This window comes from Mycobacterium colombiense, from assembly GCF_001953985.1.
Taxonomy (GTDB): Bacteria; Actinomycetota; Actinomycetes; order Mycobacteriales; family Mycobacteriaceae; genus Mycobacterium; species Mycobacterium colombiense_B.
This window is the reverse complement of record NZ_MBEI01000069.1, coordinates 36,668-63,104: the sequence shown is the minus strand read 5'-3', so window position 1 is coordinate 63,104 and position 26,437 is coordinate 36,668. Positions and strand designations below refer to the sequence as shown.

The 26,437-nt window shown below is 66.9% G+C and carries 28 protein-coding genes and 1 pseudogene; 14 read left to right on the top strand and 15 right to left on the bottom strand.

From position 1 onward, the window contains the following. Positions 1-61 precede the first annotated feature (61 nt). Both A5732_RS21985 and A5732_RS21980 read left to right on the top strand, forming a co-directional pair. On the top strand, positions 62-565 hold the full coding sequence (locus A5732_RS21985; RefSeq protein WP_076054540.1) for a MarR family winged helix-turn-helix transcriptional regulator: 504 nt from the start codon (positions 62-64) through the stop codon (positions 563-565). A gap of 58 nt (positions 566-623) precedes the next feature. After that, positions 624-1,295, top strand: a complete 672-nt coding sequence (locus A5732_RS21980) for an SDR family oxidoreductase (protein WP_076103293.1) — start codon at positions 624-626, stop codon at positions 1,293-1,295. A 7-nt stretch (positions 1,296-1,302) separates the two neighbouring features. Here A5732_RS21980 and leuS read toward each other — a convergent pair whose 3' ends face one another. Beyond that, on the bottom strand, positions 1,303-4,212 hold the full coding sequence (leuS, locus tag A5732_RS21975; RefSeq protein WP_076054543.1) for a leucine--tRNA ligase: 2,910 nt from the start codon (positions 4,210-4,212) through the stop codon (positions 1,303-1,305). 185 nt (positions 4,213-4,397) lie between these two features. On the opposite strand from leuS, the gene A5732_RS21970 reads away from it, so the two are divergent. Next, positions 4,398-5,591 carry an LpqN/LpqT family lipoprotein gene (locus A5732_RS21970; protein WP_076103356.1) on the top strand — a complete coding sequence of 398 codons (1,194 nt, stop codon included), beginning with the start codon at positions 4,398-4,400 and terminating at the stop codon, positions 5,589-5,591. 68 nt (positions 5,592-5,659) lie between these two features. Further along, positions 5,660-6,001 carry a hypothetical protein gene (locus A5732_RS21965; RefSeq protein WP_064953507.1) on the top strand — a complete coding sequence of 114 codons (342 nt, stop codon included), beginning with the start codon at positions 5,660-5,662 and terminating at the stop codon, positions 5,999-6,001. A 22-nt stretch (positions 6,002-6,023) separates the two neighbouring features. On the opposite strand, the gene A5732_RS21960 is transcribed toward A5732_RS21965, so the two are convergent. Continuing rightward, a complete protein-coding gene (locus A5732_RS21960) occupies positions 6,024-6,629 on the bottom strand; it encodes a YqgE/AlgH family protein (RefSeq protein ID WP_065029486.1) in 606 nt (201 codons plus the stop codon). Positions 6,630-6,729: 100 nt separating this feature from the next. On the opposite strand from A5732_RS21960, the pseudogene A5732_RS21955 reads away from it, so the two are divergent. After that, positions 6,730-8,062: pseudogene (locus A5732_RS21955) on the top strand (MFS transporter). A 50-nt stretch (positions 8,063-8,112) separates the two neighbouring features. Further along, positions 8,113-8,886 carry a TIGR03084 family metal-binding protein gene (locus A5732_RS21950; protein WP_076054547.1) on the top strand — a complete coding sequence of 258 codons (774 nt, stop codon included), beginning with the start codon at positions 8,113-8,115 and terminating at the stop codon, positions 8,884-8,886. Positions 8,887-8,904: 18 nt separating this feature from the next. On the opposite strand, the gene A5732_RS21945 is transcribed toward A5732_RS21950, so the two are convergent. Continuing rightward, the gene (locus tag A5732_RS21945; RefSeq protein WP_064953503.1) at positions 8,905-9,225 is read right to left on the bottom strand and encodes a DUF2710 family protein; all 321 of its coding nucleotides are present in this window, start codon (positions 9,223-9,225) and stop codon (positions 8,905-8,907) included. Between the two features lie 72 nt (positions 9,226-9,297). Continuing rightward, a complete protein-coding gene (locus A5732_RS21940) occupies positions 9,298-10,917 on the bottom strand; it encodes a DUF5631 domain-containing protein (RefSeq protein ID WP_076103291.1) in 1,620 nt (539 codons plus the stop codon). A gap of 82 nt (positions 10,918-10,999) precedes the next feature. Here A5732_RS21940 and A5732_RS27400 point away from each other — a divergent pair, with 82 nt between their 5' ends. After that, positions 11,000-11,143, top strand: coding sequence for a hypothetical protein (locus tag A5732_RS27400; RefSeq protein WP_170880091.1), 144 nt, complete (start codon positions 11,000-11,002; stop codon positions 11,141-11,143). A 24-nt stretch (positions 11,144-11,167) separates the two neighbouring features. Here A5732_RS27400 and A5732_RS21935 read toward each other — a convergent pair whose 3' ends face one another. The 6 genes from A5732_RS21935 to A5732_RS21910 form a co-directional block, all read right to left on the bottom strand. After that, positions 11,168-11,479 (bottom strand): DUF2694 family protein, encoded by a 312-nt coding sequence (locus A5732_RS21935; RefSeq protein ID WP_064883177.1) that lies wholly within the window; start codon positions 11,477-11,479, stop codon positions 11,168-11,170. Beyond that, positions 11,476-11,793 carry an ESX-1 secretion-associated protein gene (locus A5732_RS21930; RefSeq protein ID WP_007771671.1) on the bottom strand — a complete coding sequence of 106 codons (318 nt, stop codon included), beginning with the start codon at positions 11,791-11,793 and terminating at the stop codon, positions 11,476-11,478. The genes A5732_RS21935 and A5732_RS21930 overlap by 4 nt, the downstream gene beginning before the upstream one ends. A 50-nt stretch (positions 11,794-11,843) precedes the next feature. Further along, positions 11,844-13,289 (bottom strand): DUF4226 domain-containing protein, encoded by a 1,446-nt coding sequence (locus A5732_RS21925; RefSeq protein ID WP_076103290.1) that lies wholly within the window; start codon positions 13,287-13,289, stop codon positions 11,844-11,846. 135 nt (positions 13,290-13,424) lie between these two features. After that, entirely contained in the window at positions 13,425-13,790 is a 366-nt protein-coding gene (locus A5732_RS21920) for a DUF4226 domain-containing protein (protein ID WP_076054552.1), read from the bottom strand. A 49-nt stretch (positions 13,791-13,839) separates the two neighbouring features. Further along, positions 13,840-14,661 carry a C40 family peptidase gene (locus tag A5732_RS21915; protein ID WP_076054554.1) on the bottom strand — a complete coding sequence of 274 codons (822 nt, stop codon included), beginning with the start codon at positions 14,659-14,661 and terminating at the stop codon, positions 13,840-13,842. Further along, positions 14,658-15,443 (bottom strand): helix-turn-helix domain-containing protein, encoded by a 786-nt coding sequence (locus A5732_RS21910; RefSeq protein ID WP_076103289.1) that lies wholly within the window; start codon positions 15,441-15,443, stop codon positions 14,658-14,660. Before A5732_RS21910 ends, A5732_RS21915 begins: the two co-directional genes overlap by 4 nt. 142 nt (positions 15,444-15,585) lie before the next feature. Here A5732_RS21910 and A5732_RS21905 point away from each other — a divergent pair, with 142 nt between their 5' ends. The 4 genes from A5732_RS21905 to A5732_RS21890 all read left to right on the top strand — a co-directional run bounded on the left by A5732_RS21905 (position 15,586) and on the right by A5732_RS21890 (position 18,853). Beyond that, on the top strand, positions 15,586-16,002 hold the full coding sequence (locus A5732_RS21905; RefSeq protein WP_076103288.1) for a WhiB family transcriptional regulator: 417 nt from the start codon (positions 15,586-15,588) through the stop codon (positions 16,000-16,002). A 93-nt stretch (positions 16,003-16,095) separates the two neighbouring features. Continuing rightward, entirely contained in the window at positions 16,096-17,478 is a 1,383-nt protein-coding gene (locus tag A5732_RS21900) for an acyl-CoA dehydrogenase family protein (RefSeq protein WP_076054564.1), read from the top strand. 63 nt (positions 17,479-17,541) lie between these two features. Next, positions 17,542-18,537 (top strand): pirin family protein, encoded by a 996-nt coding sequence (locus tag A5732_RS21895; protein WP_076103287.1) that lies wholly within the window; start codon positions 17,542-17,544, stop codon positions 18,535-18,537. After that, positions 18,524-18,853, top strand: coding sequence for a GNAT family N-acetyltransferase (locus tag A5732_RS21890; RefSeq protein ID WP_065056501.1), 330 nt, complete (start codon positions 18,524-18,526; stop codon positions 18,851-18,853). The genes A5732_RS21895 and A5732_RS21890 overlap by 14 nt, the downstream gene beginning before the upstream one ends. A gap of 93 nt (positions 18,854-18,946) precedes the next feature. On the opposite strand, the gene A5732_RS21885 is transcribed toward A5732_RS21890, so the two are convergent. The 4 genes from A5732_RS21885 to mbtM all read right to left on the bottom strand — a co-directional run bounded on the left by A5732_RS21885 (position 18,947) and on the right by mbtM (position 23,619). Continuing rightward, positions 18,947-19,372 carry a hypothetical protein gene (locus A5732_RS21885; protein WP_076103286.1) on the bottom strand — a complete coding sequence of 142 codons (426 nt, stop codon included), beginning with the start codon at positions 19,370-19,372 and terminating at the stop codon, positions 18,947-18,949. A gap of 2 nt (positions 19,373-19,374) precedes the next feature. Then, positions 19,375-21,243, bottom strand: a complete 1,869-nt coding sequence (locus A5732_RS21880; RefSeq protein WP_076103285.1) for a hypothetical protein — start codon at positions 21,241-21,243, stop codon at positions 19,375-19,377. Positions 21,244-21,434: 191 nt separating this feature from the next. Next, positions 21,435-22,043, bottom strand: coding sequence for a GNAT family N-acetyltransferase (locus A5732_RS21875; protein ID WP_076103284.1), 609 nt, complete (start codon positions 22,041-22,043; stop codon positions 21,435-21,437). 13 nt (positions 22,044-22,056) lie between these two features. Next, positions 22,057-23,619, bottom strand: a complete 1,563-nt coding sequence (mbtM, locus tag A5732_RS21870; protein WP_076103283.1) for a long-chain-fatty acid--ACP ligase MbtM — start codon at positions 23,617-23,619, stop codon at positions 22,057-22,059. A 387-nt stretch (positions 23,620-24,006) separates the two neighbouring features. Between mbtM and A5732_RS21860 the strand changes: the two genes are divergently transcribed. After that, the gene (locus A5732_RS21860) at positions 24,007-24,504 is read left to right on the top strand and encodes a DinB family protein (RefSeq protein ID WP_081396077.1); all 498 of its coding nucleotides are present in this window, start codon (positions 24,007-24,009) and stop codon (positions 24,502-24,504) included. A 38-nt stretch (positions 24,505-24,542) separates the two neighbouring features. After that, positions 24,543-24,899: a nuclear transport factor 2 family protein gene (locus tag A5732_RS21855; protein WP_076103354.1), complete on the top strand. Its 357-nt coding sequence runs from the start codon at positions 24,543-24,545 to the stop codon at positions 24,897-24,899. A 43-nt stretch (positions 24,900-24,942) separates the two neighbouring features. On the opposite strand, the gene A5732_RS21850 is transcribed toward A5732_RS21855, so the two are convergent. Then, positions 24,943-25,380 carry an Imm63 family immunity protein gene (locus A5732_RS21850; RefSeq protein WP_076103281.1) on the bottom strand — a complete coding sequence of 146 codons (438 nt, stop codon included), beginning with the start codon at positions 25,378-25,380 and terminating at the stop codon, positions 24,943-24,945. A gap of 131 nt (positions 25,381-25,511) precedes the next feature. Between A5732_RS21850 and A5732_RS21845 the strand changes: the two genes are divergently transcribed. After that, on the top strand, positions 25,512-26,399 hold the full coding sequence (locus A5732_RS21845) for an alpha/beta fold hydrolase (RefSeq protein WP_076103353.1): 888 nt from the start codon (positions 25,512-25,514) through the stop codon (positions 26,397-26,399). The last annotated feature ends 38 nt before the right edge of the window (positions 26,400-26,437 follow it).

The following is a 26,437-nucleotide window of genomic DNA, read 5'->3' as shown; positions in this document are numbered from 1 at the left end:
CACTAACTGATGGGCAATAGCTACCTTGTAAGCACCTCATATCGGGATAGACTCCCGATTTATGGCGGACAGCGAATCGAACCCGGCCGAGGTAGCCGAGCTCGCCGAGGGTTTGCATCGAGCGCTGTCCAAATTGTTTGCGATTCTGCGCCGTGGGGACCCCAGCGGCGCGGCGGCCGGCGAGCTGACCCTGGCGCAATTATCGATTTTGGTCACGCTGCTCGACCAGGGCCCGATCCGGATGACCGATCTCGCCGCACACGAACGGGTGCGGACTCCCACCACGACCGTGGCGATCCGGCGGCTGGAGAAGGTGGGGCTGGTCAAGCGTTCCCGCGATCCGTCCGACCTGCGTGCGGTGCTCGTGGACATCACCCCGCGGGGGCGGGCCGTGCACGGTGAGTCGCTGGCCAATCGGCGCGCCTCGCTGGCCGCGATGCTCAGCCAGCTCCCCGCGTCCGACCTCAACACCCTGATGCAGGCACTGGCGCCGCTGGAGCGGCTGGCCTCCGGTGACCCGACGTCCGGACCCGCCGGCGTGCCACCCGCACGCAAGGAAGCCTGAAAAGAACCGTCCGTCAACGCTTTTCGCGCGCATTTGCGGCGCCGGTAAACTGCAGGGCATGCCCAATGCACTCATCACCGGCGCCGGCGGCGGTATCGGATCGGCCATCGCCACAGCGCTGGCACCCACGCACACCCTGCTGCTGGCGGGCCGGCCATCCGATCGGCTCGATGCAGTCGCGCAGCGGCTCGGCGCCACCACGTTTCCACTGGACCTCACCGACTCCGGCGATATCGAAGCCGCCTGCGAAATCGTGGACGAGCTCGACGTGCTCGTGCACAACGCGGGGCTGGCCATCCCCGGCAGCGTCGCCGACTCGAACGTCGACGAGTGGCGCGCCACCTTCGCCGTGAACGTCTTTGGACCGGTGGAACTTACGCTGGCGCTGTTGCCTGCGCTGCGACGGGCACGCGGGCAGGTGGTGTTCATCAACTCCGGTGCGGGGCGCACCGCTTCGCGGGATATGGCCTCCTATTCGTCCAGCAAGTTCGCGCTGCGCGCCTTCGCGGACTCGCTGCGCAGCGACGAACCGGAGTTGCGGGTGACGACGGTCTATCCGGGCCGGACCGACAGCGACATGCAGCGCGAACTCATCGAGTTCGAGGGCGGCACCTACGACCCCGCCAACTTCTTAAAGCCCGAAACGGTCGCGGCCGCGGTCGCGCACGCGGTGGCCACCCCGCGCGACGGTCACATGCACGAGGTGGTGCTGCGGCCCGCCGGGCGCTAGGGCGGGACTACACGACGAGGTTGACCAGCCGGCCGGGGACCACGATCACCTTGCGCGGGTTGGCGCCGGCCAGAAACGCCTGAACCTTTTCGTCGGCGAGCGCGGCGGCCTTCAGGGTGTCCTGGTCGGCGTCGGCGGCCACCACCACCCGGCCGCGCACCTTGCCGTTCACCTGCACCGGGTACTCCACCGTGTCGTCGACCAGATAGGTGGAGTCGGCGACCGGGAACGGGCCGTGCGCCAACGGGGTCTGGTGGCCCAGTCGGAGCCACAACTCCTCGGCCATATGCGGGGCCAGGGGCGCCAACATCAGCACCAGCGGCTCGACCGCCGCGCGGGGTACCGCGTCGCGGTGCTCCTTGGTGAGATGGTTGGTGTATTCGATCAGCTTGGCCACGGCGGTGTTATTGCGCAGTGCGGCATAGTCTTCCGCGACCCCGGCGATGGTGCGGTGCAGCGCCCGAAGCGTGTCGGTTGCCAAGTCCTGTGCGGGTCCGTCGACCACGCGGGTGTCACCGGTCTGCTCGTCGACCACCAAACGCCATACGCGCTGCAGGAAGCGGTAGGCTCCAATGACATCTTTGGTCGCCCAGGGCCGGGAGGCCTCCAGCGGGCCCATCGACATCTCGTAGACCCGCAGCGTGTCGGCGCCGTAGTCGTCGCAGATCTCGTCGGGTGAGATCGAATTCTTCAGACTCTTCCCGATTTTCCCGAACTCCTGGAAGACTTCCACCTCTCCCCCGGGTCCGGGGTAGACGAAGCCGCCGTCCCGTTCGACCACTTCCTCGGCCGGCACATACGAGCCGCGCGCGTCGGTGTAGGCGAAGGCCTGGATGTAACCCTGGTTGACCAGCCGGCGGTAGGGCTCCCGAGAGCTCACGTGGCCCAGGTCGTAGAGGACCTTGTGCCAGAACCGCGCATACAGCAGGTGCAGCACCGCGTGTTCGGCGCCGCCGACGTACAAGTCGACGCCACCGGGATCCTGCGGCCCATGCTCGGCCGGCCGCGGACCCATCCAGTAGGCCTCATTCTCCTTGTCACAGAACCGTTCCGAGTTATGCGGATCGGTGTAGCGCAGTTCATACCACGAGCTACCGGCCCACTGGGGCATCACATTGGTGTCCCGGCTGTAGGGCTTCAGGCCGTCGCCGAGGTCCAGCTCGACGTGCACCCACTCCGTCGCCTTGGCCAGCGGCGGCGACGGCTCGCTGTCGGCGTCGTCCGGGTCGAACAGCACCGGCGAGTAATCCGGGACGTCGGGCAGCTCGACCGGCAGTGCGGCTTCGTCGAGCGCGTGCGCGCGCCCGTCGGCGTCGTAGACGATGGGGAACGGCTCGCCCCAGTACCGTTGGCGGGCGAAAAGCCAGTCGCGCAACTTGAATTCGATGCGCGCCCAGCCACGGCCCTCGGCCTCCAGGCGGGCGGTGATCTTTTCCTTGGCGGCGGCCACGTCCAGCCCATCGAGGTAGCCGGAGTTGACCAGCACCCCGTCGCCGGCGTAGGCGGACTCCGAAATATCGCCGCCGGCAATGACTTCCACGATCGGGAGGCCGAACTCGTGGGCGAAGTCCCAGTCGCGCTGGTCGTGGCCGGGGACCGCCATGATCGCCCCGGTGCCGTACCCGGCCAACACGTAGTCGGCGATGAAGATCGGCACCGGTTTGCCGTTGGTGGGATTGGTCGCGTAAGCGCCCAGGAAGACGCCGGTCTTGGCTTTGCTCTCCTGGCGCTCGAGGTCTGACTTCGACCCGATCGCCTGCCGGTAGGCGGCGACGGCCTCACCCGGCGTGGCGGCACCGTACATCCAGCGCGGGTCGGTGCCGTCCGGCCAGGTGGCCGCCACCAACTCGTCGACCAGGTCGTGCTCGGGCGCCAGCACCAGGTAGGTGGCACCGAAGAGCGTGTCAGGCCGGGTGGTGAACACCTCGATGTCGACCGTCTCGCCATCGCCGCCGGTCGCCGCGAACAGCGCTTTGGCGCCGGTGGACCGGCCGATCCAGTTGCGCTGCATGGTCTTGACCGGTTCGGGCCAGTCCAGCACGTCGAGGTCGTCGAGCAGCCGATCGGAGTAGGCGGTGATCCGCATCATCCACTGCCGCAACCGTTTCCGGAACACCGGGAAGTTGCCGCGGTCGCTGCGGCCGTCGGCGGTCACCTCTTCGTTGGCCAGCACGGTCCCCAGACCGGGACACCAATTCACCATCGAGTCGGCCCGGTAGACCAGCCGGTGGCCGTCGATCACATCGGCTCGCTCCCCCGCCGAGAGCCCGGCCCAGTCCCGCCCGTCCTCGAGGCGCCGCGCACCGGACTCGAATTCGGCGATCAGCTCGGCGATGGGGCGGGCCTTGTTGGCGGCGGTGTCGAACCAGGCGTTGTAGATCTGCAGGAAGATCCACTGGGTCCACTTGTAGAACTCGACGTCGGTGGTGGAGAAACTGCGCCGGCTGTCGTGGGCGAGGCCCAGCCGTCCCAGCTGGCGCTTGAAATTGACGACGTTGGCCTCGGTCCGGGTGCGCGGGTGGGTGCCGGTCTGGACCGCGTACTGCTCAGCGGGCAGCCCGAAAGCGTCAAAGCCCAACGCGTGCAACACGTTACGACCGGTCATCCGGAAATAGCGGGCGTATACGTCCGTCGCGATGTAGCCGAGCGGGTGGCCGACATGCAGCCCCTCCCCCGATGGGTAGGGAAACATGTCCTGCACGAACAACTTGTCGTCCGGGACCGGGGCTCCGTCTGGAGGAGCCAGCGAACCGACCGGGTTGGGCACGTTGAACGTCCCGAGCTTGGCCCAGTTCTCCTGCCACGCACCCTCGATACGGCCCGCCAGCGCCGCGGTGTAGCGATGCGGCGGCGCATCAGAGTCGGGCACAGCGGCGCCGGAACTGCTTGCCGGCGAAGCGGTCGGGGAGTCGGTCACCTGAACAGGGTATAAGGGCCGACACGGCGGGTCTCCCGGCCACAGGTTGGTCTCGGTTCCGTTGCGCGCCGATCAGAGGTTCATCCCAGGTGTGTTTCGAGCCTGTTCACCACCTTTGACCTCTAGTTACAGTCAGCCACTATCGACGGCTTCTGGTACTGACGCCTTTGGAAGGACCGACGCAGATGATTGAGATCGTCCCCGTCCACCGGGCACTCCTCGGCGGTATGGTCGCTGGCCTGATGGGCCTGGCGGTTGTTGCGGGCGGCACGGCATCGGCAGACCCGGTGCCCCCAGCGCCGGCGCCCGTCCCCGCGGTTCCCGCGACGGCACCGCAGAACCTCGGGCCCGAGCTGGTACCGCCGAGCAGGTACCTCGCGGCCCCGCCGGCCGGCAACCAGATCGCCCCGCCGGCAACCGCCACCGCCCCGGGGGCCGCGGCGCCGACCGCGATCACCCCGCCGGCCCCGGCTCCGGCTCCGGCTCCCGCGACGTCCGGAACGATCCGCGAATTCCTGCAGTCGAAGGGGGTGAAGCTCGAGGCGCAAAAGCCTCAGGACTTCAAGGCACTCGACATCACCTTGCCGGTGCCCGCACGCTGGACCCAGGTTCCTGACCCCAACGTGCCCGACGCGTTCGCGGTTATCGCCGACCGGCACGGCAGCAGCATTTATTCGTCGAATGCGCAGGTCGTGGTGTACAAATTGGTCGGTGCCTTCGACCCCAAAGAGGCCATCACCCACGGCTACGTCGACAGCCAGAAGCTTCCGGCGTGGCAAACCACCAACGCCGCGATGGCCGATTTCGGCGGCTTCCCGTCGTCGATCGTCGAAGGCACCTACCGCGACGGTGATTTGACGCTCAACACGTCGCGGCGCCACGTCATCGCCACGTCGGGACACGACAAATACCTCGTGTCGCTGGCGGTGACCACCGATCGTGCGGTGAGCGTCGCCGACGCACCGGCCACCGACGCGATCGTCAACGGATTCCGCGTGAGCGCTCCGGGCGCGGCCGCCCCGGCGCCGGCCCAAGCTTCCGCGGCCTCTCCGGTCGGGTTGCCCGCTCAGCCTCCCGCCGCCGCTCCGGTCGCGCCTGCCGCCCCGGCACCCGCTGTGGCTCCCCTCTCGCCTGCCGCCCCAACACCCGTTGCTGCTCCGATCGCCCCGGTCGCCCCGGCACCGGCTGTGGCTCCAGTCGCCCCCGTCGCCCCGGCGCCCGGTGCGGCACCGCTGGTACCGCTCGCCCAGACGTCACCCGCGGCCCCGGTCGGGCTCCCCGCGCAGGCGCCCGTGACGAACCCGCAGCGCACCCCCAGCCTGCTGGCAATGGTGCCGGGCCTGCCCCCGCTGCCCAACTTCTCGTTCCTGCAGCACTAAACGACGGCGGCACCGGCGCCCATAGAGCCGGGTGCGCGCGCCGCTAACCGGGCTCGTATTGTGAGCCCATGCTGATTGCGGGCGTGCTGTGCATGTGTGCGGCGGTGGCCTCGGCGGGGTTCGGCACCTGGTCGCTTGCCCACAACCGGAATTTCGGCGCCACCGCGTTGGCGCTGCGGGCGATGGCGCCGACCCAGTTGGCGGCCGCGGTGATGTTGGCAGCCGGGGGAGCGGTGGCCATGGCCGCCGTCCCGGACACGGCGCTGGTCGTGCTCGTCGTCTGTGTGGTGGGCGCGCTGGGAACGTTGGCCGCGGGCTCGTGGCAAAGCGCGCGCTTCGCGCTGCGCCAGGAAGCGGCGGCACCCGCCTGCGCCGGCAGCTGCGCCGGCTGCACGCAGTCGTGCCAGTGAACTGAAGCCGGGGGAGAGGGCCCTAGTTCCGGCTGATGTCGATGGGGTGAGTGGCCAGCAGCGAGAGCGGCAGCGGCTGGCGACGCAGGACTTGACCCCACAGATCCGACCTCGGTCCGACGAGCACGTCGGATGGCAAGGCGGACAACACGATCCAGTCGTCGCGTTCGATCTCGCCTTCCAGCTGACCGATAGTCCAGCCCGAGTACCCCGCGAAGATCCGCACCCCTTCGACCAGCGGCGCGATCACGTCGGGATCGGCATCCAGGTCGACCATGACCACCCGGCCGTCCACGTGCCGCAGGCCCGGCACGCCCTGGGGATCGGCGCCGACCCGCAGCGTCGCCAGACACAACGCGGCGTCACGCTTTACCGGCCCGCCGATGAACATCGTCTTCGGCTTGGCCGACAGCTTGGTCCACTGGGGCAACACGTTGTACACCGCGGTTTCGCTGGCGCGGTTCAGGACGACGCCCAGCGTGCCTCCGTCGTTGTGCTCGACGATGTAGATCACGCTGCGCCGAAACGTCGGTTCGAGGAGATCGGTGTTGGCGAGCAGCAAAGTGCCCGCACGCACCCGTTGCGCGGCAGGTGCGACGTAGTCCTCTGGATCCTCCGGCGGCGGCACCCCACCATCATCGCATCCGGCGCATCGTGGCCCAGGGCAATCGACAGCGCGGGCCACCGAGATTTGTACTGTTATTGGAACGGCTCTGATCGCGCGAGCTTTGCCAGCCCCAATCGTGGAAGTCGGTTTCGGTGATCCCAACCCGGATGCAGTCCAGTGCACCCGTCGAAGTTTGGCGGTCCGTGCGCGGCTTGCCGGACTTCTGGCGGCTGCTGCAGGTGCGCATTGCGAGCCAATTCGGTGACGGTTTGTTTCAGGCGGCGCTGGCCGGCGCGCTGCTGTTCAACCCGGATCGGGCCGCCGATCCTCTCTCCATCGCGCGCGCCTTCACGGTCCTGTTCTTGCCGTACTCGCTGCTCGGTCCGTTCGCCGGTGCGCTGATGGACAGATGGGATCGGCGGCTGGTGCTCGTCGGCGCCAACGTGGGCCGGCTGATCCTCTTCGCCGCGATCGGCACCATTCTGGCGCTGCGGGCCGGTGATCTGCCGCTGTTGCTGGGCGCTTTGTTCGCCAACGGCTTGGCCCGCTTCGTCGGGTCCGGCCTGTCGGCGTCGCTGCCGCACGTGGTGCCGCGCGAACAGGTGGTGACGATGAACTCGGTTGCGACCGCCACCGGGGCCATCGCGGCGTTCTTCGGCGCGAACTTCATGCTGGTACCCCGGTTCATCTTCGGGTCCAGCGACAAGGGCGCCTCGGCGATCGTGTTCCTCACGGCGGTTCCCGTGTCGATCGCGTTGCTGTTGTCCCTGCGGTTCGGTGCGCGGGTGCTGGGGCCCGACGACACCTGGCAAGCGATTCACGGGCCGGTCATCTACGCGGTGATCACCGGCTGGCTGCACGGCGCACGGACGGTGGCGCAGCGCCCCACGGTCGCCGCCACTCTGTCCGGCTTGGCCGCCCACCGGAAGGTCATCGGCATCAATTCACTGCTGGTCTTGTTGCTGGTCCACCACATGCCCAACCTCGAGGGCGGGGGATTCGGCACCGCCTTACTGTTCTTCGGCGCCGCGGGCCTGGGCGCCTTCCTGGCCAACGTCCTGACGCCGCCCGCGATCCGCCGCTGGGGGCGCTACGCGACAGCCAACGGCGCGTTGGCGGCGTCGGCGATCATCGAGGTCGCCGGCGCCGAGCTGCTTGTCCCGGTCATGGTCGCGTGCGGCTTCCTGCTCGGCGTCACCGGGCAGATGGTCAAGCTATGCGCCGACACCGCGATCCAGATGGACGTCGACGACGCCCTTCGCGGGCATGTGTTCGCCGTGCAGGACGCGCTGTTCTGGGTCGCGTTCATCGTCTCGATCACGGTGGCCGGCACCCTGATTCCCGACGACGGGCACGCACCCGCGTTCGCGCTGTTCGGATCGGTGCTCTACCTGATCGGTCTGGCCGTGCACAGCATCATCGGGCGCCGCGGCGAGCAAGCGGACGATCGTTAAGGTACAGACGTGACGTGTCCGACGGCCGCAGCCGACAGTCGAGGGCTCCGATGACCGGCCCCGCGCCCATGGTCGCGGACCTGCGTGCCGAAAGCGCCGCGCTCGACGAACTGGTCGCGCCGTTGTCGCCCGACCGCTGGGGCGACCCCACACCGGCACCCGGCTGGACCATCGCCCACCAGATCGGCCACCTGCTGTGGACGGATCGGGTCGCCCTGATCGCGGTCACCGACGAGGCTGGATTCGCCGAGGTATTGACGGGCGCGGCCGCCGACCCGGCGGGTTTCGTCGACAAGGGCGCCGAAGAGCTGGCGGCGCTGGCGCCGGCCGAGTTGCTCGCGGACTGGCGGGTCACCCGGGGACGGCTGCACGACGCGCTGCTCACCGTGCAGTCCGGTCGCAAGCTCCCGTGGTTCGGGCCACCGATGAGTGCGGCCTCGATGGCCACCGCGCGCCTGATGGAGACCTGGGCGCACGGCCTCGATGTCGCCGACGCCCTGGGCGTGACGCGGCCCGCGACCGAGCGCCTGCGGTCGATCGCTCACCTCGGGGTGCGCACCCGCGACTTCGCCTTCGCCGTCAACAATCTGGCGCCACCGGCCGAGCCGTTCCTGGTTGAGCTGCGCGGGCCCGCCGGCGATACCTGGTCGTGGGGGCCACCCGACGCCGAGCAGCGGATCAGCGGGTCCGCGGAGGATTTCTGCTTCCTGGTCACCCAGCGGCGCCCGTTGAGCGCCCTCGACATCACCGCCCGGGGCGACGACGCCCAGCGCTGGTTGCAGATCGCGCAGGCTTTCGCGGGGCCACCCGGTCCCGGTCGATGAGCGGGTGGGGAGCACGCGTCAGTGCAGCGGCCCGCCGTAACTCGCCCGGTTCTCGGCCTCGGCCTCCTCGCGCAGCGCGGTAATCGCGAGGTTCAGTCTCTCGGCCAGCTCTCCGTGGCCGTACCCGGTCATCACCCCGGGATGCAAAGTCAGTTTGAGTAACCGGCCGTCGGAGTTCGCGACCGCGTGAATGTCGCCCAGGTCGACGCTGTAGGTGACGGCCTCGGCCTGCGCCACAAGGGCTTCCCACTTGTCGGCCGCCTCGCTCAGTTCCCGAAGAACCGATTCGACGAGATCCTTCTCGCTGAGATTCGCGCGACTGCCCGAACCCGCCACCATGACAGTATCGTCGACCCCTCCGACCAGCGTCAATTCATACGCGAGTAGGTTTGCGGCCGACCCGCTGCGCGTTCACCCGCCGAGCTTTTGATACCAGGCGAGGTGGTAGTTCGCGGAGACCGCGTCGCCGCTGGCGATGCCCTCGGTGGCGGCCATCAACAGGCACTTGAGTAGGAGCGCGGGGTTGACGCTCGGGTACTGAACGAGGAGCTGGTAACGCGCGGTATCGAGGTGCACCCGCAGCACGTCGACCTCCTGGTCGACGATGACCGTTCCCGCGGCGGCGGCTTCTGCCAACCTGGGCACGATCTTGGGCAGATCGTCACGTCTTCTGGTGGCCGCGCTGAGCACGCTCGCCAAATCGTCGATCGCGGGCAGGGTGCGCGGCTCCACCGATGACCTGGTCGCGGCGAAGTCGACCGAGCGGCGCAGCGAATCACCGGGAGTGTAAGTGACGACGCGCGCCGTTTCGCCGATCAGCGCGGCCACCCTGCCGGTGCGCCGCTCGGGCTCCAGCAACCGCACACCCGCCGGAAGCGTGATGCCGGACGGTATCCATCCATGAGCGAGATCGGTGACCAGTACCGTCGTGCCGTCGGCGCGGTCTCCGATCGCCCAATTCACCCGTGGCTCCTGCCGGACCACGAACTCGAGCAGCCGATTCAGCCGCTCACTGTCGAATCCTGTTGGCGGCGTTGGCTTTTCGGCCCGCTGCCGGGCGGCGGCAAAAGCGGTCGTGTCGGCCTCCGCAGGGGTCGCGTCGACCGTCGCAGGTTCCTGCGGGGCGCGCTCCGGCTTTGCGACGGCCGGCTCGTCGACGACCGCGTGGTGGCGACCGGAGTCGGCCTGATCCGGGGCCGGCTCGGGCGCGCGCTGCGCCGGCGCCTCGAACACCGGTTCCGACTGGGTGGCCACCGGGATGACCTGCGTCTCTTCGAGATGCGGCGCCTCGGCGGCGCTCACCGGCTCGTCCGCGGGCGCCGCCCCCCGCGGCTCATCCTCGCCGACCGGCTCGACGACCGCGTGGTGCCGACCGGAGTCGGTCAGCTCCGAGGGCGCAGGCTCCGCCGGCGTCGGCGAAACTGGCTCGTCCCTGACCACCGGGATGATTTGTGTCTCGTCGAGGTGCGACGCATCGGCGTTGCCGGTGTCGGCAAGGGCCTCTTCCGCCGACTCTCGACGACGGCGCCTTCGGCCCGGTCGCGGGGTTGTCTCGGGCGGACTCGGCGCGGGGGCTTCGGCGACGGGCTTCACCTCGCGGAGTGCGGGCAGCACCTGCGTCTTTTCCAGGTCGAACGGCTCGTCCCGCGGTGGGGGAGCAACGGGGGCTTGGGCTCCGCTCTGCACGGCGTGCAAATAGCGGATCGTCGATTGGACTCGGCGTACCGCACGGCCGCGGGCGGCGTCGATGACCCGCGCCTCCGCCGCCTGCCGGGAAGGGTCGGTCATTCCCGATCGCTTCAGCAGCTTCAGTTCGTCGTTGGCGGCGTGAGCAATTCGTTCCAGGTCGGCCTTGAGATATTCGGCGAGGGTGGCGGTTTCGGGCGTCACCGTCGACAATTCGGCAGGCCACAACCCGCCTGTCACCCACGGGGTGCAGTCGATAGGGGAGCTGAAAGCCGGCGTCGCCAGTGATTCCCGGGTAGCTCTCCGGAGGCGCTGGCGCGCCGACATCCGACCGAAGACCGCCACCGGCTAAGCGTACCGGGACCCGGCGGGCGACTTGTGCGGTCAGTGAATTGTGCGGTCGCGAGGCCCTGGGTAGCGTAAGGCCATGGCTGATTCTGCACTGCAGCAGCAACTCGACGAGGTGCGCACGTTGCTCGCTCGCGCCCGAGAGTTGTTCGGCCCCAACCCGGTAGAGCCGCCAACCGGCATCGCCCCCGATCCCAGCGTGGCTAAGCCGTGGTTGCGTTAGGGCGGCAGCTCGTCTGACGGCCCGTTAAATCACGCCGTTACGGCGACGCAGTTTGTGCGCCAGCAACTTTTCGATCGCAGCATCGAGATCTCGGGGGGTCGGAACCTCGGCCGACGGGGTGTGCCCGGCCGCGACGATCTCGTCGCGAATTTCCAGCAACGCTTTGAGACATGACACGTCGGCGGTCAGCAGAATGCCCTGCGCCAGCGTCTCGGCATCGGTTTCCATCGCCTCTTCGCTCAGCGCGACGCTGTGCATATAGCCGCCGCGGCAAGAGCGGACGAGGATGTGTCCACTCGGGTGAACGGTGTCGAAAGCGGGATTCGCGTCGGTCATCGACCGCGGTCGACGATGTCGCCGAACTTCCCTGCCGCCTCCTGCTCGTGCTGTTCCCACATCGTCGCCGAGACGGTCAGTTTGTCGGCCAGATCCGCGTGGTCAGCAGCTTGCTGCTCATAACACTGGCGTCGAAGTTCCAGCAGCTCACGGCCCGCGTCGCGCAGCTCACTGAAGATCGGCCCGAGCGAATCGAGGCTCTCTTGGATCGCGGCGTGCGACGACGGAACGGTACGCAAGTACTCCGAGGTGTCCTGGTGATGCGCGGCAGCCTGACGTAGGTGCGCAGGCACTACATGAATCGAATCTGCCATCCGCTATCTCCTGTTGACGACCGCCGGTTGTGCCGGCGGATTCATTTTTGTCAGGTGGTCGACGAGGTCGCCGGCCGGGTAGGTGTCGGTGGGTCAGGCTTGGCCGGCGAAGGTATTGCCGCGGCCGCCGCCGGCGGATGCTCCCAGCCTAGGAAGGTCGGCCCGCTCACGGTGGCGATGTGTTGAATTTGGCCATCGAGGAGCGCCTTGCCGGAGCCGAGCCCGAGTGCGTGACGATCGGTGAACATCCCGATATCGCCGGGCGCTACCTGTAGGGCATCGATGGGGCTGGGCACCGCGGTTCCCGGTGGGGGGATGGTCATTCCCTGCTGTTGAAAGGCTTCCGCTATCGGGGTTCCGCCGACGGCGGCCGTGATCGCGGCCGCCAACTGTGGGCTGGCGGCGGTCACCGTTTCCCCGTCGGGCAAGGTCACCGGCGTCGGACCGGCCGCCGGCTCATCGGACGACGTGCCCCGCTGGGCGTCGCTTCCGTCGGCCGCCTCGTCCGAGGCGTCGCGTGCGGCCGGGTCCTCGTCATTCTGCAGCTCCTCGTCGGCCAGGTCCTGAAGAGCCGGATCGGCCCTGTCGTCACCTTCTAGTCCAGAGAGCGGAAGTCCGCCGGGCTCCCAACCGGCCGTCGACGGCATGGAGCCGAGCCCCGGGAGGGAGCCACCACCGAAGTTGGGCATGGTGGGCGTCATCGACGGCTGCGCTACCGCTGGCATCGCCGCGCCGGCGCCCGGACCCGGCCCCGCGGCATCGCCGGACAGTCCGTCGTCGTCGGCCAACAAGGAGTCCAGCAGCGGATCCCATTCGGCGTCGAGATCGTCGGTCGCGGCGCCCGCGGATGTGTCACCGACCGGCACTGTGGCCCGCCGCTGTTCGCCTGGGGCGTTCGGTTCGCCTTTGGAGGCGTCGTACAGCGACGTCCAGGCGGCCATCAGCGCTGACTTCGACGTGTCGTCCAGGCTGGCGTTCAGGACGACCTCGCGGATGTCTCGGAGCTTGCCGATGAGAAACCGCTGGAAGTCACGCGCCCCCGCCGGGGTGTCCAGGTCTGACCTGGTCTGTACCGCGACTTCGGTTTCGTGTTGCAACCTGGTCAGGGCTTCTCTGCCGTCGACCGCACGCAGGTGCGCGTTCAGGATCGCCGAGACCACCTGCATGTCCAGCTGGGAGCTCGCCGAGTTCTGTTGCGCGAGAGCGGCTTCGGCATTCGCGATGGCATCGGCCGCAGCGCCCGTCTCGCGATCCGCCGGTGCCGAGGTTTCCGCGGACGGCGGCGCGGGCGGATTGGCCGCCGTTGCGGCGCCGAAGACGCCGGCGTGCTGCTGGCGGACCTTCAGCAGGATCGCCTCAACCTGTTCGGGGCGAGTGGTCGGGGTGATCACGGCGGTCACTTCGGCGGGCGCCAATCCCGTCTGCCATGCGTTCGGATCACCGGTGCGATCTCGGACGTGTTTGACCGCGGCAAGCAGGTCGTCATATGCCGACATCAGCCAGGCAGGCGGCGCCGCAGCCTGCTCGAACGCTGCTGCGGGATGTGACGCGGCCCCTCCATGTTCGGCGACAGTACTCAGGGGTGTAGCTGCCGACAATTCACTGCAATGCACGGTGTGGACTAGTTCCGGCTAGCCGCTGTCGGGGGCGTACTGGGCCCGAAGGCTCTGCAACACAGCCCTTTTCGCCTGGCCGAATTCGCGTGCTTCGGTCACGACCGAGGCGATCTCGCGTTGCTTGGCCATCAGGAATCTCTGAAACTCGCGCGCCCCCAAGGGGGTATCGAGCGCGAGGTCCGCCTGGTTCACGGTCGCGTGGTCGATCTGCTCCGCGATCGCGTCCAGTCGCCTGACGCTCTCGCGGGCGGCCTCGTGGGCGCTGGTCAGCACCTCGGTCAGCATCCGATCGGCTTCCGACGCGGTGCCGTGCTGACTCGCCAGCGCCGACCGCCGCGCCTCAACGGCCTCTAACGAGGGCCCCGGTTGCTGTTCCGGCATCGGCTCACCCCTATTCGTCGTGCCCGCATCGCCGGGCGGTCTTGGCTTGTCATATCGGTCGGCGGATCGCAACGTTGTTGCCCAGTCGGCTTATTCGCACCGAGGCGCCCGAATAGGGCGCTTCCACAACCAGGTTGTTCCCGATGGCCAGCTGCACATGGCCGGCGTGGGGAAACACCAGATCTCCGGGTCGCACCTGGGATCGGGCCACCGGGTAGCCGTCGTTGATCTGCTCATAGGTGGTGCGATCCAGGTGGATACCGGCCTGCGCGTAGCTCCACTGCACCAGCCCGGAACAGTCGAACCGGTCGGGTCCGGTTGCGCCCCAGACGTACGGTCGGCCCAAGCGAGACAAGGCGGCGCGTACCGCGAGTGCGGCGCGGTCGCTCGGCAGTCCCGCGATCCCGAGCCGGCGGTCGTGCCGGAGCCGGTACCGCAAGGCGAGCAGTTCCGCGTAGCGCCGTCGCGCACGCAACCGCGCCGACAAGACGTGCGCCCGTTGGGCCCGCAGGCGAGTCGCGCGGCGCCGCATCGCCTCCCGCTGGGCCAGTGGCGTCGCCGGCCTATCGGTATCCGCGCGGGCCGCGTCCAGCACGCTTCGGGTCAGATCGCGGGCCTGCGCCCGATCGCGGTGCGCGCCGGCGATGACGCCAGTGGCCGCGGCGTCGGTGCCGGCCGCCGCGGTGAGGCGTTGCCGGGTGTGGTCCACCGCGAGTTGGTATCCGCCGTGCGCCATCTTGTCGCCCAGCCGGGCGGCTTGCTGCAACACGTTGCGGTAGTGCGCGGTGCCCGCGTCCAGGGACGGCGGATGCGTGCTGCCGGCGAAGAGTTGATGGGCGCGGCTCAATGCCTCGACTTCGGTTCGACTCACGGTGCCCCCTCGTCGTCGGCTTGGCTTGCCTCGTTTTGGCCGGACTCGACCGCGTCGGTGAAGGCGCGGACGCGGGGGAGAGCACCCGGCGCGATCACCCCCCGGTTGCGGATGTCCCACATCTCGTCGACGTCGACACCGACCAGTGCCGCGATGATGGTCTCCGGCAACGACGACTGCGCGCACGCGCGGTCGAAACGGGCGCTCAAGCTGGTGGGCATCCGCTCCAACAGCGCAGCACGCGTCGCCTCCAGGGCTTGCAGATGTTCCATCAGGCGACCGGTCGAGTCGGCGCCGGCGTTCACGGCCACCCGCCAGGAGCTGGCGGCGAGCATCTCTGCCTTCACGCACTGCGCGATCACAGACAGAATATACGTCTCATATTCGTTTGATGTTGTCGCAGGCAATCGATCGATGACGGATTTGAGGGCATCGAGCTGCGCTTCGGCATAGCCTTCCAGCACTTCTGTGTCGCTGTGACGGTCGACCACCACCGGTCCGCTGCGCCGCGTGGGCATGGGGGCCGGCGGCTGCGCGGCCATCAGACGCCCCAGCTCGGCGTCCGGATCGGCGGCCACCAACAGTCGCGAGTAGGTGCCCGGCGGCAGGCCAAGGCCGTTTTCGATCTTCTGAACTGTGCTTTTGTGCGGCTTGCGGGCCCCACGCTCGAGAAAGCTCAGTCCCATGATGCTGACCCCGGTCGCGGCGGCGAGGTCGGCTAGTGACCAATCACGCGATTCACGCAACGCGCGGATAGCCGCACCGGCCGATTCACGGGTCACCGCACGCTCCGGCCATGGGCCGGATATTACACAGCCAGCGTCCCTACTATCGGTATATACGTTTTTGTCTCGTTTCTCTTGCGCTGCGCCGCAGGTTCTGTATACGCTTCCATCTACGTTTTGTTCGACCAAGGAGACCGACATGGGACACCCCTGCGCAGCCAACCCGGAACTATGGTTCGGCTACCCCGACGACGACGGTGGTGACGGCGCCGCGAAGGCGCGCGCATACGAGCGGTCGGCCACCGAGGCGCGGATCCAGTGCCTACGCCGCTGCCCACTGGCACAACAGCGCCGCTGCGCCGCCCACGCCATCGCGCACCGCGAGGAGTACGGCGTCTGGGCCGGGGTGAAGCTGCCGGGCGGCCAATACCGCAAGCGCGACCAACTCGCTCACGCACACGACGTCCTCCAGCGCATCGCCTCCGGCGAGATCAACGCACGGCAGCTGCCCGAGAACGCGGCGCTGCTGGCACGCCACGAACACGAAGCCGTGCCGGTGGCCGCAGTCGTGCTGCACCTGCCGCTGGCGCAAGTCAAACCCCGTTCGGCTGCCTGACATTTCGCCGAAAGTCGGGACGGCAGTTTGCTGAGCCGGTCAACGGGGTAGTCGGGGTCGGCAGGACCAGTCTGTCGACCTAAAGGCGCACCCATGACGTTCGACCTGACCCCGACGGCAGCACAACACGACCTTGCCCGGCGCACGCACGAGTTCGCCGAATCCGTAATACGCCCAGTCGCCCTCGACTACGACCAGCGACAGGAATTTCCCTGGGCCGTGCTCGAGGAGGCGGCCCAACAAGGTTTCTACAGCCCGCTGTTCTACCGCGATCTGATCGGCGACCCGACCGGCATCTCCCTGCCGATGTTTATGGAGGAGCTGTTCTGGGGCTGCGCGGGCATCGGCTTGGCGATCGTCATGCCGGCGCTGGCGCTCTCCGCCATCGGCCAGGCCGCGTCCCCGGAGCAGATGCTGGAGTGGGCGCCCGAATGTTTCGGCACACCAGGAGATCTCAAACTGGCCGCCCTGGCCATCTCCGAGCCCGAGGGCGGCAGCGATGTGCGTAACCTGCGCACCCATGCGCGCCGCGACGGTGACGACTGGATCATCGACGGCCACAAGATGTGGATCGGCAATGGCGGCATCGCCAACGTGCACGTGGTCAACGCGGTGGTCGACGAGGAGCTCGGCCATCGCGGTCAGGCACTGTTCGTGGTGCCGGGCGGCACGCCCGGACTGAAGATGGTGCGAAAGCTGGACAAACTGGGCTGCCGGGCATCGCACACCGCCGAGTTGCTCTTCGAGGGAGTGCGCGTTCCGGGCGCCAATCTTCTTGGGGGAGAAGAGAAGCTCGAACACAAGCTCGCGAAGGCCAGGGAAGTCGTGGCGGGCGGAAAGCGGTCCGGTTCGGCAACGTTGGGCACCTTCGAGCAGACCCGGCCCATGGTCGCCGCCCAGGCCATCGGCATCGCGCGCGCGGCCCTCGAGTACGCCACCACGTACGCCACCGAGCGAGAGGCCTTCGGCGGCCCCATCATCGACAACCAGGGCATCGCGTTCCCGCTGGCGGAGTTGGCCACCCAGATCGACGCCGCTCGGCTGCTCACCTGGCGTGCGTCGTGGATGGCGGCCAACAACGTTCCCTTCGAGCGGGGCGAGGGTTCGATGTCGAAGATGGCCGCCAGCGAAGTCGCGGTCAAGGCCACCGAACGCGCGATCCAGACCATGGGCGGCTGGGGCTACATCACCGATCATCCGGTGGAGAAGTGGTATCGGGATGCCAAGCTGTACACCATCTTTGAAGGAACCAGCGAGATTCAGCGGATGGTCATCTCCAACGCGCTGGGTGCCGCCGTCGATACCCCGCCGCTGCATGTGGTGCTCGAACCGTCCGGCGGAGCGCTGAACCGGGTGTTCGGGCGGGGCACCCCGCTGCGCTCGCGCGCAGCCGACAGCGCCCTGTCGATGAAGGATCGCGTGCCCGAGCCCGTCATGCGACTGGCCATGAAGGTGCTGCGGCCCCCACGTAAGTAGGCGTGGCGGGTACGGTCGCGGAGGACGACGCTCGCGCGAGGACCCCGCGACGGAGGGTGGACGATGAGCAATCTTGAAGCCGCGCCGGCCGAAGTCGCCTGCGCCGCTTCGCGACACCTGGATGCCTCGTCGGGCGTAGAAGTGCTGCAGCCGCGAGAGGTTCCGTTGGGCGGCCCCAGGGCGATCCGGGTGCAACGCACCCTGCCGCAACGACAACGCTCGCTCGTCGGGGCGTGGTGTTTCATCGACCACTACGGTCCGGTCGACGCGAGAATGGACGTCCCGCCGCACCCCCATTCGGGACTACAAACCGTCAGCTGGTTGTTCAGTGGGGAAGTGGAGCACCGCGACAGCGCCGGCGTACACGCGGTTGTTCGGCCCGGCGAGCTGAACCTGATGACCGCGGGGGCGGGTATCTGCCATTCGGAAGTCTCACTCGATTCCGGCGCGCTGTTACATGGTGTCCAGCTCTGGGTCGCGCTGCCTGGGTCCGACCGCGACACCGGACGCGACTTCGCCCATTACACGCCCGCGCCCCTGGCACTGCCGGGCGCAACCGCGCGGGTCTTTCTTGGCGAGCTGGCTGTCGGCCGATCGCCGGTGCCGACGGCTACACCGTTGCTGGGTGCCCAGATCGACCTCGACGCCGGGGCCGCCCTGGACATCGACGTGGACCCGGCCTTCGAGCACGGGGTGCTGTGCGATTCCGGGACCGTACGCGTGGACGGAACGGCACTGGCAATCGCCGAGTTGGCATACCGAAGCCCTGGCCGGGCCCGGCTGCAGATACAGAATGCGGGGGAGGGCCCCGCGCGAGTGCTGCTGCTGGGCGGCACGCCGTTCACGGAAGAGTTGGTGATGTGGTGGAACTTCGTCGGGCGAAGCCACGAGGACATCGTCAACTACCGACAACTGTGGGAGGACGCCGACGACCGATTCGGCGCCGTCCAGGGATACCGGGGAGCGCTCGCCCGGCTGCCCGCTCCACCGCTGCCGACCACCAGGCTGCGGCCCAGACCGACACCGCAAAGAAGGGGAAGCACAGATGACAACCGATAAGACCGGCGCCGAAGCCACCGTCAACCTCGAGGACGGCAAGTACACGATCTCCGTCGAGGGTAAGACGGTGGGACTGGCCGATTTCGCCGACCGCGGCGATCAGCGCGTCTTCTACCACACCGAAATCGATCCGGCTTATGGCGGACGCGGGCTGGCGACAATCCTTGTCGAGCAGGCGCTCAACGAGGCGCGGGATGAGGGCAAGCGCATCGTTCCGGTGTGCTCGATGATCGGCACGGTGCTCAAGAAGCATCCCGAATTCGACGACATCACCGACGCGGTCACTCCGGAGATCACGCGGTGGGTGCGCTCGTAGATGGAGTCAGCGGTCGAGGGATCGCATTTAGCGGTAACCCCGCCCCAACGATCGAAAATCGGACCCGAAAACGGATCGGCGTGCCAAGCTCAGCTACTCACTCTCGGGAGCACCGAAGTATTTGATTGCAAGCGACTTGGCGAGGTCGAGGAGTTCCTGACACGACCGGTCAGCTTCAGCATCGCTAAAGAGTTGTTCCAGGCGCCCCAAATTTGCGCGGATCCAGGCTGCTGTTTCCTCTGGGGATGGGGAGTTCATCTCATCGAAGCCATCCAGGTACTGGCGGATAAGCGGTATCCGGAACCAGTTATCTGGCTCCGTTGACAATTTGGTGGGTGCAGCACTAAAACGAACCTGACCACGGTCATTGGAAAGGTCCCAACTGATAACCGGCCCAACTAGACTGAGAGAAGCGTTGATTGACGGGTTTCCTGACGTCGTCGAGTCGGTAATGCGATAGTTGGGGTCCAAGTACAGGAAATCGAAATTCCGTAGGAAGAATTCGAGAAGGGTTTTCACTGCTATCGTGCTCCTTCGGGTGGCGGTACCAGCGTATTCTCTCCGACTCGTCGATACCCATGCGCTTCCAAGTATCGGAGCTCGGCTCCCGTATATGTGTCTGGGGCTACTCGGTAAAACGGCACCGACAGAGTCACTTTGTCGCGGTTCATAATAGTCAGATCGAGCAGATGCTGGTTGGCTGCGAGTCGCTGGATAGGTGTAGCCGAATTCCATGCATCCCCGATATCGAAGTAGCTGGCACCGCGCTGTTGAGCGAAGTCGATGTAGGAGGGGCCCCCGGACGGGTGTCTAAACGGTCCGAGGACGGTTTCGCCGCTGCCGGTCAGATGCTGTTCGGATAGCGCTCGCAACTCGGGCGGCATGTAGTTGAGTGGGTTGTCGAGGTGGAACTCCGGATGCGCTGGATCGATCGCAATCGGCGGCGGCGCATCCAGCGCCGGTACGTGAGGCGCCGCTGGCGCGTGCTCGCCGGGTACGGCGGCCGGCGGCGTGTGCCCGGCTGGCGGAGCGTGCTCGACCGGAGGCGGCTCAAGAGGATGCGTGCCGGGGACGGGTTCACCTCCAATCCCTGGTGCGCCGTGCGGAGGGGGATCCGCCCCGGCCAGCGCGGCACGCAACTCTGGCCCGGTCATGCCACTGGCCGTCAGACTTTCGGACGTCAGGCCCTCAAACGCTTCTCGACCGAATAGCGCCTTCGCGCCTTGCAAAAGCGCCTCCCCGCCGGCCTTCAGCCCCGGCCCCCCGACCGCCAGGGTGATGGCGGTCCATAGCGGTTCGGGGGTGGCTTCCACTCGCCCGGGATCCGGTGTGCGCATGCCGGTCAACTTGCCGCCGTTGAAGCTGTAGTAGGTGCCGGTGGCCTGGTCGAAGAACTCGCCCGTTCCGTTCTTGAGCTGGCCGATGACCTGTACCGGCTGTCCCTTGTCGTTGTAGGTGAACATGAAATGCCCGTCGGGGGTGATGCTCACCGACGTGGGATCGATGCCGGTGTAGTCGGGCATCTTGCGCAGGTCGTCGAGAGCCTTCGCAAGATCGTCCTTGAGCTTGGGCAGCCTGGTATTGGCGGCCTCGGCTTCCGGCGACCCTGGGCCGTGGGTGTACGCGTCGGCCGCGGCCTTATTCAGAGCGTCCCGCGCGGCGCGTACCTTGGCCAGTTGGTCCGCCACCGCCTGTTTGGTGACTTGGCGGATCTCTGCCAATGCTGCCTGCTGGGCGGGAGACGGCGGGGCGACGCCGTCAGCGTCGGCGCCATGGAGCGGGGCGCCGTCATAGCCTTCGGCATGAAGGCTATTCAGCGATTTCTGCAGGCCGTCGGAGTAGTCGTTGCGAATCGTCTGCAACGCGGCGAGCGCCGCCTTGGTGTCGCGGAGGGCGTCGTCTTCGCATGTGTTGATGAACGCATGCAATGCGTCCTTGTCCGCGGCGGTGAGGCTTTTGTCGTTGTTCAACAGATTGACGGCCTGCACCACCAAATCCGAGATACTCTTCAACTGCGCTTCCAACGCGGCGATCCGCGCCGCTCCTGCCCTTTGTGCGTCCGCCAATGCTGCGGCGATGTTTTCCAGGTCGGCACCGATCTTGGGCAGCTGCAACGACTGCGCTCCAAGGGATTTCACGACCCGCTGCACCTCTGCGGAGTCGTTGATCGGGTGGCCGCCGTCTTGGTGATTCCAGGCGGCTTCGAAGCGGGTGCGGGCTTGCTGAAAAGCGTTGTCGGCCTTGGCAGTGCATCGACCCGCGCGATGAAAGGCACCGGCCAAATTCGAGATCTGCAATGGGCTGCCAGCCTGCAGGCTCGCATTGATCGCCCAGGGGTCGCCGCCGGCTTCGGCGACCAGCGCCCTCTCATCTATATAGGGAAGTCCCATGACACCGTCGATGGCTAGCTAGCGATATGCATGTCACCGCGGACGGTCCGGCGCGCAGGCGCGTCGGATACAGGCGTTCCACGTCGATGCGCATTCCCAACCCTCCTGAGCTGCACATAAGGGTACTGACGCGGGCACACCGGTCAATTCACCACGCGTTGGCGGCCTTTCCCGAGGTGCCGAACGCACGCCTATGAGAGCGCCGCCCGCTCCAGCGCGTAAAGCGCCATCCTGCGATTCGGCATGTCGTGTTCGCCGAAGAACTCGCAACGCAGAAAGTCGCAGATCCGCCGTACCGTCGTGTTGCGATGGTCCGGGTCGAACATAATCCGTTGGCACGCAGGCTCAATGGCCAGAATGCTGACGATGACTTTGCGGAGTATCAGGGGACCCAGGCCGCGGTTCACCAGCTCCTCGTCCGCGATGGCCCCGTGCAGTCCCAGATCGTACGGGTGGCTGTCATAGCGGCGGGCGATGGAATCCTTGGCAGCCCGGTAGATCTCCATATAGGCGCGATCGACACCGTTGATGCTGAGGATGAGCGGCCGCGAGTAGGCGCCGTCGACCTGGGCGCGCAAGTGGTTGCGCCAGCGGGCCACCGGCCAGTCGTACTCCCAGGTGGCGGCCAGATGTGGCCGGTTCATCCACTCTGCCACCATTTCCGCATCTGCTCCGTCGGGGTCCGCGACGCGAATCTTGCTCGGCGACAGTAGTTCCGGTATCGGCGGAGGCGGAACGGTGCGGACAGCCTCGGAGATATCCGTGAGCTCACGGGGGAGTGCGGGTGCGCCCGTGGTCACGAAGCCGCGGGCCTCAGGTGGCAAGCTGCCGGCCCACCTCGAGTCGCCTTAGCTTGCCCGACGAGGTGCGTGGTAGCGATCCTGGCGGCATTAAGACGACGTCGGCCGGAGTCACGCCGCACACCGAGATGACCCGTTTGATGACCGCGCTGCGGGTCACGTCATGGTCCGAACCCAGGAACTCCGCGGCGATCAGCAACCGGGACTGGGCGGCCCCGGATTCGGACCCGACCGCAACCACCGCGCCTTGCCGTACACCGTCGACTTGCCCCGCTACCTGTTCGATTTCGGTGGGGAAGATGTTGCGGCCGGCGATAGTGATGACCTCTTTCGAGCGGCCACAGATGACCAGCTCGCCGTCGGCCAGGTAGCCGATGTCTCCGGTGCGAAACCACCCCGAATCCGGACCCGTTGCGGTGTCGGCGTCACCGAAATATCCGGTCATCATGGATGTTCCACGGATTTCAATTTCGCCGATCTGATCGTCCGACGTGTCCTCGGCCGGGCTTATTCGTAGCTCCATGCCGGGGATCGGCCGGCCCAGCAGCGCGTATTTCTGGAGGGTCCCGGATTCGGTGCGCTCGTCGATGCGCAATCCGTCCGCGCAGTCAGGCATGGTGACGGCGCACGTCGACTCGGCCATCCCGTAGGCCGGGGTCGCCGCCGAGGCCCGGAAACCGAAGGGCGCCATCGCCGTTGCGAACTGCTGGAATCCCTCGCAGTCGACGGGTTCTCCACCGTTGATCGCAATGCGAAGCGGCCCCAGATCGACGTTCGACACCCGCCCCGAAAAGCGCCCCAGCGTGGCGTACCCGAAGTTCGGCCCGGCGGTGAACGTTGCCGCGCTGGCCGAAAGCCACTCCGCCCAACGGAGGGGCGCCGCGGAGAAGGCGCCCGTCGGCGCCTGCCACACGGGCATCCCCCTCAGCACACAGGTCAGCAGGAAAGCCAACCCCATGTCGTGATAGATCGGCAGCCACGAACACCCCCGATCGGACGCGCCGTCGAGCTGCAGCCGTTCGGCGATGCCGCGCATGTTGTTCAACACCGCGGACGGCGACAAGACCGCCGTCCGCGGATCACCCGTCGAGCCGGCCGTCCCCTGCAGGATCGCGGCCTTTGAATCACGCGGAATCCGAAGGTCATTCGACGCGCGGGTAAGCGCAACTTCGGCCAGGTCGCAGACGTCCAGCGTCGATTCGGCATCACGCAGGAGGCGCCGGGTAGCCCCATGGCTGAGGACCGTGGTGACTTCGATTCCGCTGAACCGAGTCATCGTGCTGTGCGCCCAGTCAGCCGGGTCGGCGCCACGTCGGGGACGCGGAAGGATCGACACCGCCGCGCCCGCCAGCCACGCGCCCTGGATGGCCGCGATCAGCTCGACGGTCGGTTCGCCGACCAGCCCGACGGCGCCGATGTGGTCCTGCTGCAGCAGACGCGTCGCGATGCGTTCGGCCAGCCCGTGCACCTCCGGCCATGGACGGGCCGTCCATTGATCGGTTTCTTTGTCCAGCACCACCAAGTCATGCGGCGATCGGATCATCGCCTCGCGCATCGCGGCAGCGAGGACGTTCACGCGCGGTCTCCGGCGCCGGTCAAATGTGTTGTCCCAAGGATCGATTCGGTTCCGAGGTCCAGGTGATTGTGAGGGAAGCTGACCAACTGATCGTCGACGGTGCGGGGCACAGGGGGATTGGAGGAGGTCATGTGCCGGGACCATACCCGGGTGTACTTAGGTGAGGCTACCCTCATCCGCAATGTGTGGGTGGGGTCACCCTCAAGGAATGCTTCGACGCACTGCTCGCGCATGCCGACCGGCTGCGGCGTGCGCGCATCCATCGGCAACTTGCATCGGTGCCGCCTATTCACCGCCGCCACAACAACTTTCGTGGCGTCAGCGTCGGCCGCGCACGCACAACCATTTTCTCGCGAACCGCAGGAACTGGTCTGAAATGATGGTCCCGTGACAGACCCCTGCGCGGGATGCGGATTCACCTATGACCTGCGGCGAGCCGAAACCGCCGGCGACGGCATCCGCGCCACTGCCGCCGAAGTTGTTGCGCTTCTGTGCAATAGCGACGTAGGCGTGCGGCGGCGGGCACGACCCGACGTCTGGTCTGCGCTGGAGTACGCGTGCCATTTGCGCGATGTGCTGCTCGTGCAGCGCGAACGGGTGCTCGCGGCGCGGCGCGTCAACGGCGCCGACTGCGCATCGATGGGTCGCGAGGAGCGTGCTGAGCACGACGGCTACAACGAGCAAGACCCCCTCGAGATGGCCCGCCAACTCACCGACGCCGCAATGCTATTCAGCAATGTGCTGGCACGGCTATCCGCCGACGACTGGGACCGCACGGTGGTCTATCACTATCCCGAGACCAGGGAGCGGTCGTTGCGCTGGGTCGCGGTACACACCGCACACGAGTTGCAGCACCACCTTCTCGACATTCGCCGCCAGCTATGAGCCGGCAAAGAAACCCGGCCCGGCGCTACAGTGCCGGCATGAATGTCGATGCGGTCGCGTTCAGCGAACGGTGGGTGCGCAACTGGAACGCTCACGACGTCGACGCTGTACTCGCCGACTTCCACGACGACGTCGTGTTCACGTCGCCGGTGGCCGCCAAGCTCCTGCCCGAGACGCGCGGCGTGGTCCGCGGTAAGGCCGCGTTGCGGCAGTACTGGACCGAGGCCATCGCACACATCCCGGATCTGCGGTTCACCGTTGACGGGGTCTACCAAGGCGTCGACACGATCGTCATCGCGTACCGCAACCAGAACGGCGATCGGGTCAACGAGGTCTTGACCTTCCGGGACGACGCGGTCATCGAGGGCCACGGAACCTATCGGGTATCTGACTGACAGAGACGCAGCCCGTGGACCGGTCGCGTTCGAAAGGGTCCGATCAGCTGTTTCGTTCGGGGATGTCCGGCAACAGCTCGACATCTGCGTCTAGGCCCCAACCCCGGAGTTCGTCCGCCGTTTCGCGTACGCAGCGCTTGGCCCAACCTGGGTTGAGTCGATTCAGCAACTCATACTGCTTGGCCCACAACAACCTGCGGGAGTCCTCGTGCGGTGGGCTGTGCAGGGCAGCCACGGATCCGCCGACATCGAAGGCGGCGTCTTTCGCGAACGAGTAGAGCGCCTCATCGAGGTCGCCGACATGGTCGAACTTCTGCCTGCCACGCTCCCAGTAGTCGTAGTGATACCGGGCTTCGTCATCGATGTACATGTTGCGGTCGTCATTCTTCAACACGATGCCGACCTCGATTGGTCGGGCGTTCAGCAATGCGGCCACGCGATTGACCTCAGCCTGAAATCGGGCCCCCTTGTCATCGACCATGGCGCCCGACTCTACGTCGTCCGCACGAAAACAGGTCTGGCTGGGTTGAACACTTAATTGAGCGAAACGTGAAGTTAGATACCGTGGCTTCGGCGGTGGCCTTCGTCGACCGGAGAGGTTCAGTCTTGGGCATGGCTGGCGGTGGTTTCAGGAACGCGGACGCACGGCAGCGGTATTTGGCAGCCTATGAGGAGATGCGGGCCCTTAGTCCGCAACCCGATGTCGTGCACGACATTCCAACCGAGTTCGGAACGGTTCGGGTGTATCAGCACGGGCCGGCTGGGGGAGTGCCGGTCGTGCTGATACACGGCTTCTTCCTGAGCTCGGCCATGTGGTGGGAACAGATCCCCGATCTGACACGCGATTTCACTGTCTATGTGATGGATGTGCTTGGCCAGCCTGGAGCAAGCGTTCAATCGAAAATGATGCCTACGGCCGCAGATTGCGCGTGCAACGTTGACGCGGTGCTTGAGGGGTTGGGGTTACACGATGTGCATCTGGTTGGGCACTCGTATGGGGGTTGGCTTGCCACCCACACGGCAGCGCGGGCGTCCCTCCGGTTGGCCACAGTGACGCTGGTTGATCCGGCCAGTACGGTGACTCGACTCTCAGCAAGGTTCTGGCGAAGCCTCGGACTCTTGTTGTCGCGCCCGCATTCCGTGCGGGCTAAACGCGCCGCGGCGTGGGTGATGGGTCACCCCGCACCGGGTAGTTCCATAGATTCGCTTGCGGGACTGTTTGTGGCCGGCTTTGCTGCTTTCGTGCCGCCTATGCGTACGGCACCACTGCTCCTTCCTAGTGACCGTCTCGTGCGTTCAATAGAAGTTCCAGCACAAGTTCTCCTGGCCGGCACGACTATTCACAACTCAGGTAAGGCGCTTCAACGGGTCCAGTCAGTAGTGCCCACATGGCGACATCGCCTGTGGCATAACGCTTCACATGCCCTGCCACTAGAAGTTCCGGACGAGGTGAATGCTTGTATCCGTGAGTTTGTCGTCGAACACCATAACGATGCTTAGTCGGCGAAGTTTTCGGGTGAAAAGTTCGCCAGGGGTGC